Source organism: Rhizobium sp. BR 315 (assembly GCF_050577975.1).
GTDB classification, from domain to species: Bacteria; Pseudomonadota; Alphaproteobacteria; order Rhizobiales; family Rhizobiaceae; genus Rhizobium; species Rhizobium miluonense.
In genome coordinates this window covers 17,521-31,468 of sequence record NZ_JARWKZ010000043.1, presented here as the reverse complement: position 1 = coordinate 31,468, position 13,948 = coordinate 17,521, and the positions used below count along the sequence as shown (strand labels likewise).

Annotated in this window: 11 protein-coding genes and 3 pseudogenes; 7 read left to right on the top strand and 7 right to left on the bottom strand. The window is 59.9% G+C overall.

The features are described from left to right. Positions 1 to 28 precede the first annotated feature (28 nt). Entirely contained in the window at positions 29 to 688 is a 660-nt protein-coding gene (locus QD409_RS27635; protein WP_430764166.1) for a DUF3313 domain-containing protein, read from the top strand. 216 nt (positions 689 to 904) lie between these two features. Here QD409_RS27635 and QD409_RS27630 read toward each other — a convergent pair whose 3' ends face one another. Continuing rightward, positions 905 to 1,828, bottom strand: a complete 924-nt coding sequence (locus QD409_RS27630; protein WP_092852935.1) for a LysR family transcriptional regulator — start codon at positions 1,826 to 1,828, stop codon at positions 905 to 907. A 99-nt stretch (positions 1,829 to 1,927) separates the two neighbouring features. On the opposite strand from QD409_RS27630, the gene QD409_RS27625 reads away from it, so the two are divergent. The 3 genes from QD409_RS27625 (at position 1,928) to QD409_RS27615 (ending at position 5,126) form a co-directional block, all read left to right on the top strand. Then, complete coding sequence (locus QD409_RS27625; protein WP_430764165.1) at positions 1,928 to 2,683, top strand: SDR family oxidoreductase; 756 nt, start codon at positions 1,928 to 1,930, stop codon at positions 2,681 to 2,683. 77 nt (positions 2,684 to 2,760) lie between these two features. Continuing rightward, positions 2,761 to 4,875, top strand: a complete 2,115-nt coding sequence (locus QD409_RS27620) for an MFS transporter (RefSeq protein WP_430764164.1) — start codon at positions 2,761 to 2,763, stop codon at positions 4,873 to 4,875. Next, a complete protein-coding gene (locus tag QD409_RS27615) occupies positions 4,872 to 5,126 on the top strand; it encodes an NAD(P)-binding domain-containing protein (protein WP_430764163.1) in 255 nt (84 codons plus the stop codon). The genes QD409_RS27620 and QD409_RS27615 overlap by 4 nt, the downstream gene beginning before the upstream one ends. Positions 5,127 to 5,131: 5 nt before the next feature. Here QD409_RS27615 and QD409_RS27610 read toward each other — a convergent pair. Together QD409_RS27610 and QD409_RS27605 are read right to left on the bottom strand one after the other, a co-directional pair. Beyond that, positions 5,132 to 5,581, bottom strand: a pseudogene (locus QD409_RS27610) (GntR family transcriptional regulator); the annotation flags it as partial. A 713-nt stretch (positions 5,582 to 6,294) separates the two neighbouring features. Continuing rightward, a pseudogene (locus QD409_RS27605) lies at positions 6,295 to 7,044 on the bottom strand (IS5 family transposase); the annotation flags it as partial. 359 nt (positions 7,045 to 7,403) lie between these two features. Here QD409_RS27605 and QD409_RS27600 point away from each other — a divergent pair. The 3 genes and pseudogenes from QD409_RS27600 to QD409_RS27590 form a co-directional block, all read left to right on the top strand. Beyond that, positions 7,404 to 8,759, top strand: a complete 1,356-nt coding sequence (locus QD409_RS27600) for an NfeD family protein (protein ID WP_092852929.1) — start codon at positions 7,404 to 7,406, stop codon at positions 8,757 to 8,759. Positions 8,760 to 8,795: 36 nt separating this feature from the next. After that, complete coding sequence (locus tag QD409_RS27595; protein ID WP_092852927.1) at positions 8,796 to 9,569, top strand: slipin family protein; 774 nt, start codon at positions 8,796 to 8,798, stop codon at positions 9,567 to 9,569. Between the two features lie 101 nt (positions 9,570 to 9,670). Beyond that, positions 9,671 to 9,766 (top strand): annotated as a pseudogene (locus QD409_RS27590) (IS6 family transposase); the annotation flags it as partial. Between the two features lie 139 nt (positions 9,767 to 9,905). On the opposite strand, the gene QD409_RS27585 reads toward QD409_RS27590, so the two are convergent. From QD409_RS27585 to QD409_RS27570, 4 genes are read right to left on the bottom strand one after another with little or no spacing between them, the layout of a single operon-like run. Further along, on the bottom strand, positions 9,906 to 11,108 hold the full coding sequence (locus QD409_RS27585; protein ID WP_430764162.1) for an ABC transporter permease: 1,203 nt from the start codon (positions 11,106 to 11,108) through the stop codon (positions 9,906 to 9,908). 4 nt (positions 11,109 to 11,112) lie between these two features. Next, positions 11,113 to 12,255, bottom strand: coding sequence for an ABC transporter permease (locus QD409_RS27580; RefSeq protein ID WP_430764161.1), 1,143 nt, complete (start codon positions 12,253 to 12,255; stop codon positions 11,113 to 11,115). Continuing rightward, a complete protein-coding gene (locus tag QD409_RS27575) occupies positions 12,255 to 12,962 on the bottom strand; it encodes an ABC transporter ATP-binding protein (RefSeq protein WP_430764160.1) in 708 nt (235 codons plus the stop codon). The genes QD409_RS27580 and QD409_RS27575 overlap by 1 nt, the downstream gene beginning before the upstream one ends. Next, the gene (locus QD409_RS27570) at positions 12,959 to 13,948 is read right to left on the bottom strand and encodes an efflux RND transporter periplasmic adaptor subunit (protein ID WP_430764159.1); all 990 of its coding nucleotides are present in this window, start codon (positions 13,946 to 13,948) and stop codon (positions 12,959 to 12,961) included. The genes QD409_RS27575 and QD409_RS27570 overlap by 4 nt, the downstream gene beginning before the upstream one ends.

Here is a 13,948-nt window from a genome sequence, read left to right as displayed (position 1 = left end):
GGTGACGTCCGATACCGTGGAGCCTGATTTGAACAAAACCCATTACGCCAGTATCCTCGCCTCTTTCGCCGTTGTGGTTCTCGCTGGATGCACGACCGCGGATCCGACCGTATATGCGGGTCTTTCATCAGCCGCCGAACTTCGGCCCAACCCTCAGGACAAGACGGGTCGGGTCCCCTATACATATCGGGGCGATGTCAACTGGCAGCGATACGGCAAAATGATGGTAGATCCCGTAACAATCTATAGCGGTAGAGATAACCAGTTCGTCAAACTCGAAGAGGCGGACAAGTTCGAGCTTGCCAGCTACATGCATAATGAATTCACTGAGAAGCTGAGGTCTCGCTTTGCGATCGCCAATACGCCGGGACCCGGAACCCTGAGGCTTCGCCTGACCCTGACAGGCGCCAGAAAAACGACAGCTGTCCTCGGCCCGCTCTCCCACATTGACATAGCAGGCGGCGTTTACAACACCGTGCAGGCAACACGTGGCGGCGAGGGGAGTATGACCGGTTCGGTAAGTTATGCGGTTGAGGTTTACGACACGCAGACCAATCAACTGCTCTATGCCTATATCACCAAGCAGTATCCGAATGCGTTGAATGTTGGCGCCACATTATCTGCGTTGGAAGCATCGAAAGCCGGTATCCGCAAGGGCGCTGACGCTCTGCTTGGCGAGTTGAAATGATACTGACGTCGCCGGTGTGGCGGTCTATCAATCGGCGTCGTAACGGGGTTCTGACTCATATGTGGAACGTATATGGACCCCGCCGTTATCAGAACAGGAATGACGGCATTCGCCAAACGGAGAAGTTCAAGCGCACGCTTCGTTTCGCGTTTGTGATTGTCCTTTGGCATTGGTAGTGGGAAATAAACGCGATGCCCTACACTGCGCAGCGTTGCTTCACTTTCGGCGCTGCACAGCCCAAGCCGGCTCGGACAGACGTTCCGCCAAAAAATCCGCCAATGCCTCGACCTTCGCCGGCCGCGCACGGGCTGAAGGCGTAACGAAGTAAAGCGCGCCTTTTGGGAGCGTCCAGTCCGTCAGGATCGCTTCCATGCGGCCGTCGGTGAGATATTCCGCCGCGATGAACTCCGGCAGTTCGGCGATGCCGATGCCATCTAGTACCGTCGGTATCAGCGCATCGACATTGGTGACGCGCAATGGCCCCGTTGGCGTAACGGTCTCTTCCTCCCCCGCCGCGTTGCTGAAGCGCCAAATATCCTGGCGGGGGCGGTAGGCATAGCCGAGGCAGTGATGGCCGTCGAGTTCGCGGGGATGCGTCGGGCGGCCATGCTCCGCGAGATAGGCCGGCGACGCGACGATAAAGGGCGCGACCGGGCATAGTTTCCTGGCGACGAGCGAGGAATCCGGCAGAACGGCGATGCGCAAGGCGGCGTCGAAGCCGTTTCCGACGAGGTCGACCACGGCATCGCTCAAGTGCAGGTCGACCGCCACCTCCGGATAGAGCCGGAAGAAGGACGGCAGAATTGGCGCGACCCAGCGCAAGCCGAACGACATCGGCACAGCGAGACGAATGAGCCCGCGTGGCCGGCTGGAAAGTTCGCGCGCTGCGTTTTCTACATCCTCCGCTTCGCAATAGATCCGTGTCGCCCGTTCAGCCAAGGTATGCCCGAAATCCGTCAACGCCAGTTGGCGGGACGTGCGATTGAACAGCCGGGCGCCGAGGCGCTCCTCGAGCCGGGTGACGCCACGCGAGACGGTCGCGACCGAAACGCCCATGGTGCGGGCGGCGGCGGCGAAGGATCGCTCCTCCGCTACCTTGGCGAACATCGCCAGTCCCTCGAAATCCGGCATCCTCGACATTGACAATCCTGCAACGATAGTTTGCAGTCATTTCTATTTTAGAAATTGAGACATGTCGATACCTCTGTTGGCGACAGAAACGCCAACGGAGATCATCAGATGGCACAGAAACTCGAAGGTAAGGTCGCGGTCGTCACCGGCGCGACCACAGGTATCGGTCTCGCAACCGCCAAGCAATTCGCGGCGGAAGGCGCGCATGTCTTCATCACCGGCCGGCGCAAAGCCGAACTTGACGCGGCGGTTGCGGCGATCGGCCCAAACGCCACCGGCGTGCAAGCAGACTCTGCCAAGCTCGCCGATCTCGACGCGTTGTTCGAGGCGGTGAAGACCGCAAAGGGCCGCATCGACGTGCTCTTCGTGGCGGCCGGCGGCGGCGCAATGCTGCCGCTCGGGGCGATCACCGAGGAGCATTACGAGGACACCTTCGGCCGCAATGTGAAGGGCCTGATCTTCACCGTGCAGAAGGCATTGCCGCTGCTGGTCGATGGCGCCTCGGTGATCCTGACCGGTTCGACCACCGGAATCACGGGCACCGCGAATTTCAGCGTTTACAGTGCCTCGAAGGCCGCGGTGCGCAATCTCGCGCGGAGCTGGATTCTCGATCTCAAGGAGCGCCGCATCCGGGTCAACGTCGTCAGCCCCGGTCCGACGCGGACGCCGGGTCTCGTCAACCTGGCCGGTCCCGACGAGGCAAACCAGAAGGGTCTGCTCGACTATCTGGCGACCCAGGTGCCCGCCGGCCGGGTCGGTGAGCCCGAGGAGATCGCCAAGGCGGCCGTCTTCCTCGCTTCGGACGATTCGAGCTTCGTCACCGGCGCGGAACTCTTCGTCGATGGCGGTACGGCGCAGGTCTAAGCCGCAACACCAGGAAAGCGGCCAGCCTCGGCGGCTGGCCGCCTTTCACAGAAAATGTCGTACGCAGCGAGAACACCGTGAGCAGCATTGAAGAACAAGCCGTGACTGGCGGCCGGAGGCTGGGTCTTGCGCTCACGGTCCTCGCCTGCGCCCAACTCGTCACGGCGCTGGATTTCAACATCGTCTATGTGGCGTTGCCGGAGATCGGGATGCGGCTCGGCTTCTCGCCGCAGTCTCTGCAATGGGTATTCAGCGCCTATTCGGTGATGTTCGGCGGCTTCCTGCTGCTGGGCGGTTGCGCGGCGGACCTGTTCAGGCGGCGACGAATGTTCATCCTCGGACTGGCGCTCTATGCGTCGTCGTCGCTGCTCGGCGGCCTCGCGCAATCGCCGCTCGCCATCGTTGCGGCGCGCGCCATTCAAGGCCTGGGGGGTGCCGTTCTCTTTCCGGCCACCGTCTCGCTGATCAACACGCTGTTCGAAGAAGGGCCGAAGCGCAACCGCGCGCTCGGCCTGTGGAGCCTTGCCGGCTCAAGCGGCCTGACGCTCGGCTCTCTTGTCGGTGGCGTTCTGGTCGGGACGCTAGGGTGGCCGTCCGTCTTCTTCGTCAACGTGCCGATCGCTCTCGCCGTGGCCCTGGGAGCGCTCAAGGCCATCCCACGCGACGAACCTGTCTCCAAGCACGAGGGCTTCGACCTGCCCGGGGCCGTGACCTCAACGGCTGGCATCACGCTGCTTGTCCTCACGTTGGTTCAGGCCCCGCAATGGGGATGGGCGTCCCGGCCGGTCCTATTTAGCGCGGCCGCCGCGATCGTCCTCCTCGTCCTGATCGAAGCGCGCAGTGCCAGTCCCATCATGCCGCTTCGGCTGGTCATGCGCGGCGGACTGGCGACGGCCATGGCGCTGACCTTCCTGTTCATGGGCACCTTCATGGTGCTGCCCTATTTCACGACGGAGCTATTCCAGCGCGTCTATCGGTTCAGCCCGCTCCTGACCGGCTTCGCCTTCCTGGTTCCCTGCGCCGCGACCCGCTGGCCTGAACGGGAAACCGTCACCGACTGGTCCCAGGGCGTTCCTCTAGCGAAGCTTCAAGCGCTCGTGAACTATTGGCGAAGCGGGTATGACCTCAACCGGGTTGAGAAGAGGCTGAATTCCTTTCCTCAATTTCGCACCCGCATAGACGGTCTCGGCGTCCACTTCCTGCATGTTCGCTCGAAGCACGAGAATGCCTTGCCGATCCTCCTCACGCACGGCTGGTCAGGCTCGGTCGTCGAGTTCCTCAAGGTCATTGGGCCGCTGACCGATCCGACGGCGCATGGCGGCAAGGCCGAGGACGCCTTCCATGTCGTCGTGCCCCCGCTGCCGGGCTTCGGCTTCTCCGACAAGCTGATCGACAAGGGCTGGAACCTCGTGCGTATCGCCCAGGCCTGGGTGACGCTCATGCATCGGCTCGGCTATTCGAAATGGGTGGCGCAAGGCGGCGATTGGGGCGCGAGAGTTACTACGGTCCTCGGCCACATGAGGCCCGCAGGGCTCGCAGGCATTCATCTGAACTGGCCGTTCGTTTTTCCCGAGAAGATTCCGACCGAGGAGCTTTCGACAGACGAACAGCGCGCGGTGGCTGCCGCCGGATCGGCGGTCGCCAAGCTTGCGATGACCTTGGCGCTGCGCAAGGGGCTGTCCGTTGTCGGCGTCGTTCGAACGCACGCAAGCGCGGTTTCCCTGCGGTCGTCCTTCCCGGATGCCGCCATCGTGACGACGGAAGATCACGATTGGCGCGATCGGGTTCGTTCCGCCGCTGCGGGAAAGCCGGCACGCGCGGTGCTCGATCCGGTCGGCGGTCCTCTCGCCAGCGACCTCATCGCGTTGCTTGCCGATGGCGGTTCGTTCATCGGTTATGGCGACCTGTCCGGTCACCCCATCAGCATCCCACCGCTCTCCTTTCCCGCGCGCGGTCTGACCATGAAAGGTGTCTCGGTCGGACGTTGGGCCGGTTTGCCGGAGGCTGTCCGGACTGCGGATATCAGGACGGCGATAGAATTGGCGCGCACCACACCGGATCTGTGTCCCGTCGCTGCCGAATATGACCTCACCCAGATCACGGACGCTGTTGTCCATGCCGAACAACCGGCAAGAACCGGCATCGTGCTGCTGACGTCGATTCAGAGCAATCAAAGGACTGAAAGATTATGAGTATTGGCATCATTGGTGCAGCAAACGTCGCCCATGTTTTCGCTCGCCATCTCTTGAAGGCGAAGATTGCAGTCACCCTGAGCAATAGCCGGGGACCGGATTCCCTGGCGTCTCCTGTGGCGGAGCTTGGTGCAGGCGCTATCGCCTCATCGGAGGTCTCGTCGTTTCAATGGAATGACGGGTCCGAGAGGTCGAGTCCACCAAAGACGATGTATTGTGCGCTGAGACGGGCGGCAAAATTACTCACTTAGACAGGCCGGTCCTTCAGCCGATCGATTTCGAACTGGCGCGTGGTGGCGTAGCTCCCGCAAAACCTTCGCCATGACCGCATTCGCGCAGTGGTCTATGATGAGGTTGTGCAGACTATCATCCGATATCCAATGAGCATCGGTGTAGTAGGCCGTCGCACCGAGAAGATCATGGATATCACGCCTAACGACAATCATTTGTCGTCGCGGGATGTTAGGGATTGCCAACACGGCTGCTTCGGGCTCGATCAAAAGTCTTAATCGCAGGCTTTGTAAATATTCGCCGATATCGACGTGGCGAACAACGTAGTTGCGGCCATCTGCCTTACACACCGAGCCCTTGCCTTCCAATCGTTGCAGGGCTTCGCGCAAAGGGGTCCGGGAAATATCCAGGGCCTCTGCAAGTTCGCCTCGACGATGACCTGGCCACCTTTCAGTCGGCGATGGCGGACCATTATTTTGGGCGCGCGATGGACTGGTCTTCCAATATGACGCCCCTGTGGTGCAAGCTCTTCCCGCAATTTTACCGCATGTAGCTGTTCTTTAATGCAGGTGTTGCGTGCGTAACGCTTTTGCAACGCAMCTCATCAATCGAAATGTGTCAATCTCTCCCTATCAAATTAGTTTGTTGAGCTTTTCAGGGTGACCAATTTTGAAGAACAGGAACGTCAGGGCGAGATCTTGGCGCTTGTCAGARTGATGCACGATGYCGGTGRTGTCGCCAGTGAGCTCGACACACCGCAGGTGGCGTCTCYTATAAAGGCAGCACAAGCTGCTCTTCTTTCGGTTCTAGAGGTCGAGTTCCCGATGCTCTCAAGTGTGCATTYGCACGGGGTTGCCAGCATTCTCGCCACGGGGAAGATGATGGAAAGGTTGAAACGCCWCGCACAAGGCGATTTGTCGCAAAGCGAGCTCGAAGTCATAAAGCGAGTATTTGACTTAGCTACGACGCAGAGCTGGTTCGATGATACTCAATACAGCCGASAGGGTTTTGCTGCCGCGCTGGTCGACTTGTTTCGATGCGGAATGGTAAATCCGACCCAGCTGGAAAGGATCGCAATGTTTTGGGCATTGAGCGACTTTTCCCAGAGCATGTCGAATGCCCAACGAGCTAAACTGAGATCACTCTACGGCCGATGCGAGGTCGAGCGGTAAGTGTAGCTATTGAGAGAATGCGCACCGTCGCGATGTGTCGGTCTCGTTGGCTGGAGGCGTCGGTGGCCGGTCCTTCTACCGCGATGCTGCATGGTGGAATGACGACCATGGCGCCAGCGCTGTGGTTGGCGACGGCGTCGTAGGCACAATCGGCGGTGAATTGGCTGATCGGACTGTCGATCTGGTCCAGTAGTCGCTTCACCTGTGAGGCGTCGCCGGTATCCTGGTCTGTCATGACGTGAGCGATGATCTCGCCGCTGTAGGCATCCAGCGTCAGATGCAGTTTGCGCCAACTGCGACGCGACCTGGCACCATGCTTTTCTTCCAGCCACTGGCCAGCGCCGTAGATCTCGGGCCCGGTACTGTCGAGGAGGCCGTGCGCAGGTCCTTCTTCTGCCCGCCCTTGCCGTCTCTCAGACAATCGACCTGTCCGTGCCCGTCGGCTCAGCGTCGTGTGATCGGGTACGGCAAGGTCCAATTCCATCAGACCCAGCACCGATGCCAGCAAGCCATCTGTCTGACGCAGCCGCAGGCCGGACACCACGCCCAGCGTTAGAGCAGTCTCGATGCCCTGATCGGAATAGCGCGGTTGGCCGCGGCGGGTCGCGCGCTTCGGCGCCTGTCACTGCGACAAAGCTTCCGCGCTCATCCACAGCGTCAGGCTGCCTCGCCGGCGAAGGTCAGCCTCATACTCCGCCCAATTCGTCACCTTGAACTTCATCTTGCCGACATGATGACGGCGGACAGTATCGTGTTTGAAAGGCATAGCGGTGACTGGGCGTTGCTTCGATCGCCGCTCCGTAAAGCATAACCGCTAAACGATCGGTGCACCAATGCCGTCTCTAACGACATGTATCGACATAAGTCGCCCCGAGCACGGCCGCCTCGCCGACAGTCTCCCTAGGGCGGCCTGAACCAATCTCCCCTGGCGCTTTCTCAATTTGCTGGATCGGTTCGCGAACCAGGGCGCGCTTGGTTTCGTCAAGCGGCCGTTGCTGGCACTATTTCTCGATGTTGTGTGAATGCAGGAGGGTTTCTCGCCTTACAGTTTGGCTACGCCACCATATATTATAGAACATGGATATTCAGCGATCTATAGCGCCGCACTTGAGACCTTGGCGTCGCATGTCGTCCGTTCTCGCTTTGGTGCTGGCTTTGGTATCCGCATTAGGCCTGACCGCCTTGCCGACCCAGGCGGTGGAGCGCGTGGCTATCGTTGTGAAGATCAATGGCGCCATCGGCCCGGCAATGGCCGACTATGTGAGTCGCGGCCTTGAACGGGCCGGCGAACGCGGCGTGGGCCTGGTCGTGCTGCAGATCGATACTCCAGGCGGTCTCGACACGTCGATGCGAGACATTATCCGGGCAATCCTCGCCTCGCGCGTGCCTGTGGCGGGATTTGTCGCACCGAGCGGGGCAAGGGCCGCCAGCGCCGGCACCTATATTCTTTACGCCTGCCATATCGCGGCGATGGCGCCTGGCACCAATCTCGGCGCGGCAACTCCGATTGCAATCACCGGCGGACCTTTCGGTGGCGGCGCGGAACCCGACAAAGGCACCTCGAATGCTCCGGATAGCACGCGAGGGCAGTCTCCCCGCGATCCAGGCGAAGCGAAGGCGGTCAACGATGCGGTGGCCTATATTCGCGGCCTTGCCGAGTTGCGCAATCGCAACGCCGACTGGGCAGAACGGGCCGTGCGCGAAGCTGCAAGCCTTTCATCGAGCGCTGCCGTGCACGAGCACGTAGTCGATTTCACCGCAGCGACGATCGAGGATCTTCTCAAGCAGGCGCAGGGGCGCACGGTTCGGGTTGGCCAGACGGATGTGCAGCTCGATACGGCGGGTCTTGCCGTCGAGGAATTCGAGCCGGACTGGCGGACGCGTGTGCTTTCCGTGATCACCGATCCGAATATCGCGCTCATCCTCATGATGGTCGGCATCTACGGGCTGATCTTCGAATTTCTCACCCCGGGAACATTCGTTCCCGGGACCATCGGCGGCATCTGCCTGCTGCTTGGGCTCTATGCCCTGGCATTGTTGCCGGTGAGCTACGCCGGCATCGGACTGCTCATCCTCGGCATCGGGCTAACTGTGGCTGAGGCACACTCTCCAACCTTCGGCGCACTCGGCATTGGCGGCGGGGTCGCGCTGGTGCTCGGCGCAGCCATTCTGTTCGATACTGAAATACCCGGCCTGCAGGTGTCCTGGACCGCATTGGGCAGCCTTGCCGCCGCCAGCCTTCTTTTCAGCCTGCTCATTGCCCGTGTCGCATTCATCTCGCGCTGGCGGCAAGTCGTCACCGGCTCGGAGCAGATGATTGGTATCTCGGGCACGGTTGAAAGCTGGACAGACACGTCGGGTTACGTCATCGCGCATGGCGAGCGCTGGAAGGCAGCGTCTACCGAGACGTTCAGCCCGGGCGACGATGTCAAGGTAATCGGGCGAAGCGGGCTGACGCTGGAAGTCAAACGGCGCTCATAGGAGGCCTAACGGTCTTCGGAAACAGGAGGAAAAGTCATGGGTGTGTTCGCAGATCTCGCCTCATATCTTGTGGCCGTCATTGTCTTGCTGATCATCATCGCCGCGGCGATCAAGATCCTGCGAGAATACGAGCGCGGCGTCGTTTTCACGCTTGGCCGCTTCACTGGTATCAAGGGACCAGGATTGATCCTGCTCATTCCTTACGTCCAGCAAATGATACGGGTCGACCTGCGCACGCGGGTACTCGACGTACCCAGCCAGGATGTCATCTCGCATGACAACGTCTCGGTCCGTGTCAGTGCGGTCATCTATTTCAGGGTCATCGATCCTGAAAAGTCGACGATCCAGGTCGCAGACTTCATGATGGCGACAAGTCAGCTTGCCCAAACGACGTTGCGCTCGGTGCTTGGCAAGCACGACCTCGACGAGATGTTGGCTGAGCGCGACAGGCTCAATGAAGATATCCAAAAAATCCTCGACATTCAAACAGACGCCTGGGGCATCAAGGTCGCCAATGTTGAGATCAAGCATGTCGACATCAACGAATCCATGATCCGCGCAATTGCGCGCCAGGCCGAAGCCGAACGCGAGCGTCGCGCTAAGGTCATCAATGCCGAGGGCGAGCAACAGGCGGCTGCCAAACTGCTCGAAGCGGCGGAAATCCTGGCCAGGCGACCGGAGGCAATGCAGCTTCGCTATTTGAGCACGTTAAACGTTATCGCCAACGAAAAGACGTCGACGATCCTGTTTCCCTTCCCGATGGAATTCGCCAGTCTCCTTTCTGCCAAGATGGAACAACCGACGAAGTAGTCGAATGCTGGAGTCTCATTCTACGATTGCTCACAGCCGTCGTCCGCGACTGCGCCAGCGTGTGAATCGGCGCTAAAGGGGTAGCCCATGGTCCATTGGCAATAAGTGTGATCCACATGATGCGCAAACGGCAGGCGAGGTTTGCCTATAATCCGCGTCCCTCGATCGCAGAGCAGTTCGAAATCCTTGCAGCATGAACATTGGCGCGAAGGCGTCCCGTTGTAGCCAAAAGCACGATTTGCGACAGGACCAACGAGTCTTGCGACGAGAATTGCCGAGCGATTTCAGCCTTGCTCGATCCGGGCTGCAAAGTCAGGACTCCGCGACATTGAGCTATCATCCTCGTGCACGCAGGGCCGCTGTCAAAGGCAGCCGCGTGGCTGAAAAGGCGGGGAAGGCACCCCCCACAACACCAATTGCCAACCCCAGAAGGCCGGCTGTCAGCAGCACGCTCTCGTCTATGGTGAGTTGGAAAGACATGCTGGCATTGTTCGCACCGATGGTGCTCGCCTGCCAGCCGTTGAATACAAGCCATGAGGCAGCGAGGCCGAAGATCACGCCGGTTGCCGCCAGCGCAACGGCCTCCGCCCACGTTGCGATGAAGGCTGACAGGCGACTGAAGCCCAAGGCACGTACCGTGGCGATCTCGACGGTCCGGTCAGACACCGAACTCATCATCGTATTCAGTGCGCCTGCCGTTGCGCCGAGTGCCATCAGCAGCGCCAGCGGCCATCCGAACATGCGAATGAGATTTGCCATGCCGGAAGACTGGGCAGCATATAAGTCGGCTTCGGTGACAGCGTTCAAAGGGGTGGTTGAGATGCTCTCCAGAGCCGTCTTCAGCTTGTCGATTGCGCCAGGCGCTTCAAGTCGAAGGCGAAGGCTCTGGACTTCTCCCAGCCGATCAAAGGCAGAGCGAACGGTATCGAGATCAGCCCATATTTCGGACTCGAACGCATTGCCTCCCGACGAAAAATGTCCGACCACCGTCCAATTCACCGGACCGAGTCGCATCTGTTGTCCAATTGCAAGCGCAGGAAATTCTGCCGCCAGCCGTTCGCCGACCACCACTTCTCGCGCACCCGGCCTGACAAAGCGTCCGGCTGTCAGAATGACCCCATCACGCAAGGAAGGACCTGCTGCGTCCATGCCTCGCAGAGCCAGCATCTTTGCGGCTTCGGCCCGACTGTTCAGCACCTCGACAGGAACCACGATTTCACGTGATGCTGCGAAGTTGCCCACCGTATCGCGTGCCACGCCGATATCGCCTCGCATTGCCTCAATGGTCCGGACGACATCCGCCGGAACATCGGAACCATTCTCCTGATTGGTGCCGCCACCCAGGATTACCGCCACTGTCGGAGAGCCGGCACTTTTCAGCGCCTTTTCAAATCCCGCTGCCATTGACAGGAAGCCGGCGAGCACACAGACGACGAGTGCCACGGAAAGGACCATGGAAGTTGCGATCGCAAATCGGCGCCGCAGGCTCAGGATGTTCGCCTTGGTCATCACGAGCGTCTGTTTAAATTGGGAGGACATCTGGTTATCTCGCTCTGAAGGCTGCAGTAATCGGTGCGCGCATGGCATTGACGGCCGGTATCAGGCCGGTGACAAGCCCCAGCGCGACGATGAATGAGACGGCCCTGGCGAGCACGGCCGTGGAGAGAGCAAGCCCTAGCGCTGGTCCGGCCAGAACGGTGGCAATCTTCGCCAGGATGAGACCAAGAGCGCCGCCGACTGCGAAAATAAGAAGCGTCTCACCGAGAACGAGGGTAAGGATTTGCCCTGGCGAGAAGCCCAGCGTCTTCAGTACTCCGATCTCAAAGGTGCGTTCGCGCACCGCAAAGACCATGGTGTTGATGACGATCATCAGCAACGTCACAAAGGCTGCGCCTACGACCAGATTGATGATCAGCCCGACATCCGCGTATTGGCGCAGGAACGCTTCCAGAAATTGCTTTTCTGATTGTGTGCGTGTCGGGCTTGCCGAATTGGCGAACAGGGCATCGATGCGTGCCGCAAGGACGCCGGGAGACATGCCGTCCGCCGGACGCACGATGAAGGCATCCACCGTATCCTCGCCGCGAGCCCGGCCTGCGTTGATGTAATCGTAGTTGGCGAGCATGAAATAGGTGTCGGTGCTGGCGCTCTCGCCTTCGAATATACCCGCAACTTCGAACCGCCAGTCACGACTCCCGTCTTTTCGTGCTGTCTGGAAAGCCGTGACCGTTATGCGCTGTCCGACCGACCACCCTTGCGCTTGCGCCAGTGCCCGACCGACCAGCGACCGGTCTCGCGTTTTACTGAGAGCTGAAACCAGCTCCGGCGTCAGCCCCAGTTCCCTACCATTAACGTTTGCTATCAGCTTGGGATCAACCGCACTCACGGCCACCGCGTTTTTCTCGACATTCACGTAGCCCCGCATCCGTGTCATATAGGCGGCCGTCTTCACTCCTGGCTCCGAGGCAACGCGGGACATATAGGCCATCGGCAGAGGCTGCGTTCGTCCTGCCGCATTCATTACCCCGAGAAGATCGTCGCTGGCGCCTGCCGAGCCTTGCGAGCCATTCAGAAAGCTTGCAGTCAATCCGTAGATCAGGAAGGCGACCGTCACGCAGAAAATCAACAGAAGGGTACGCAACGGCTTTCGCCAGGCGTTTCGTTTGGCAAGATGGAGCAAGCTCATCACACGGCCCTCTTCTCTTCGACGAAACAACCTTTGTCCAGATGCAGGGTCCGGCGCGCGTGAAGAGCTGCCTGTGGATCGTGGGTCACCATCACAATCGTCTTTCCAAGCTCCCGGTTAAGAAGACGAAGCATATCGAGAACATCGTCTGCGGACTTGCGGTCGAGATCGCCCGTGGGCTCGTCGCAGAGCAACAGATCGGGATCGGCTGCGATTGCGCGTGCTATGCCGACACGCTGCTGCTGCCCCCCGGACATCAGCGCCGGATATTGTTTCTCACGCCCAGCGAGGTCGACCAACTCAAGAACCTTGCGGACGCGAACGCGCCGCTCTTTAGCGGAAATCGGCTTGAGCAGGAGCGGCAGCTCGACATTCTCTGCTGCATTGAGCATCGGCAGCAGGTTATAGAACTGGAAGACAATGCCCATGTTGTGCGCTCGCCATGCCGATCGCGCCGTCTCCCCCATTCGGTCAAGCCTGGAGCGGCCGATGTTGATCTCGCCCGCATCGGGGCTTTCGACGCCAGCCAGCATGTTGAGCAGTGTCGATTTGCCCGATCCAGATGGCCCCATAATGGCAACGAAATCGCCGCGGGGAATTTCCAGATCGAGATCGGCGAAGATCGGGATATCTTCTCCTCCGATCCTGTATCCCTTCCGCACGTCTTTCAGAATGATATATGGCTCTTCCGCAGGACGATCGTTCATGGCTGGGCTTCTCCGATTTGAGCTTGGGATTCAGGGACAGGGATGCGGATGCGCGCCGCCATGTTTGGCCGTATGCCGGCGGGCGGGTTGATGAGTGAGAGCCGAAGTCCAATCGTGCCCTTTTCGGCCGATGCAATCGGCGCCACCCGCTGGATTTCGATGCCAAAGGGCCGGTCGGGAAAGCCGTCGAGCACCGCCTCGCCAATCAAGCCAGGTCGCAGCAGGGAAATATTTGTTTCGGCTATATCGGCATCTATCACCATGCTGGTGGTATCGGCGAGTGCCAGAAGGCTTTGACTTTCCCGAACGCTATCAGCGCGAGCCAGAACGGTGTCGCCAATATGAGCGTTGAGCCGCGTCACTGTCCCATCAAAGGGAGCACGAATGGTCAACTCGTCCATCTGCTCCTGGGCCACGCGGATTGTAATATCCGCTCGAACAACGTCCTGGCGGCACTGCTCGACATTGTTTAGGGCCTGCTTCCAGACCGTTTCGGCATCTTCCAAGTCTTTTCTGGACGCTGCATCTCGCTGCGTCAGAGCTTCGGTACGTCGAAACGAGGCCGTAGCCTGCGCTAGAGTGATTTCCCGGGCAGCAAGTACCAGACCGGCTGAAACCTTGGCCGCCTCTGCTTGCTCAAGGGCCAGACGGGCGCTGGCGTCTTCCATGACCGCGAGTATCTGGCCGGCCTTGACGCGATCGCCGACTTCGGCAGCTATTCCCGTAATCTTGCCCTCATACTTGGAGAAGACGGCGGTTAAGTGTGGGGCGACGACATAGCCCGAGCCGGTAATGTCGCGCGCGGCTGGTTGAGATGGTCTCGAAATTGGCGGCAGCTCGCCACTCTTGTCCGCGTTGTCGTGGAGCGGGATTGCCTGGGTCAGTTTGGCCGGTTCAGCCTGACCCAGAAGTCCGTTCTTTATGCCGCTCAACGAGTTCGGCGAGACGAGTATGATGACGGCGGAAATTGCTGCGACGAGCAGCAC

Excerpts from the sequence above, each read along its gene's own strand:
- QD409_RS27630 (WP_092852935.1), bottom strand. The coding sequence starts at position 1,828 with ATGTCGAGGATGCCGGATTTCGAGGGACTGGCGATGTTCGCCAAGGTA.
- QD409_RS27625 (WP_430764165.1), top strand. The coding sequence starts at position 1,928 with ATGGCACAGAAACTCGAAGGTAAGGTCGCGGTCGTCACCGGCGCGACC.
- QD409_RS27615 (WP_430764163.1), top strand. The coding sequence starts at position 4,872 with ATGAGTATTGGCATCATTGGTGCAGCAAACGTCGCCCATGTTTTCGCT.
- QD409_RS27600 (WP_092852929.1), top strand. The coding sequence starts at position 7,404 with ATGTCGTCCGTTCTCGCTTTGGTGCTGGCTTTGGTATCCGCATTAGGC.
- QD409_RS27595 (WP_092852927.1), top strand. The coding sequence starts at position 8,796 with ATGGGTGTGTTCGCAGATCTCGCCTCATATCTTGTGGCCGTCATTGTC.
- QD409_RS27585 (WP_430764162.1), bottom strand. The coding sequence starts at position 11,108 with ATGTCCTCCCAATTTAAACAGACGCTCGTGATGACCAAGGCGAACATC.
- QD409_RS27580 (WP_430764161.1), bottom strand. The coding sequence starts at position 12,255 with ATGAGCTTGCTCCATCTTGCCAAACGAAACGCCTGGCGAAAGCCGTTG.
- QD409_RS27575 (WP_430764160.1), bottom strand. The coding sequence starts at position 12,962 with ATGAACGATCGTCCTGCGGAAGAGCCATATATCATTCTGAAAGACGTG.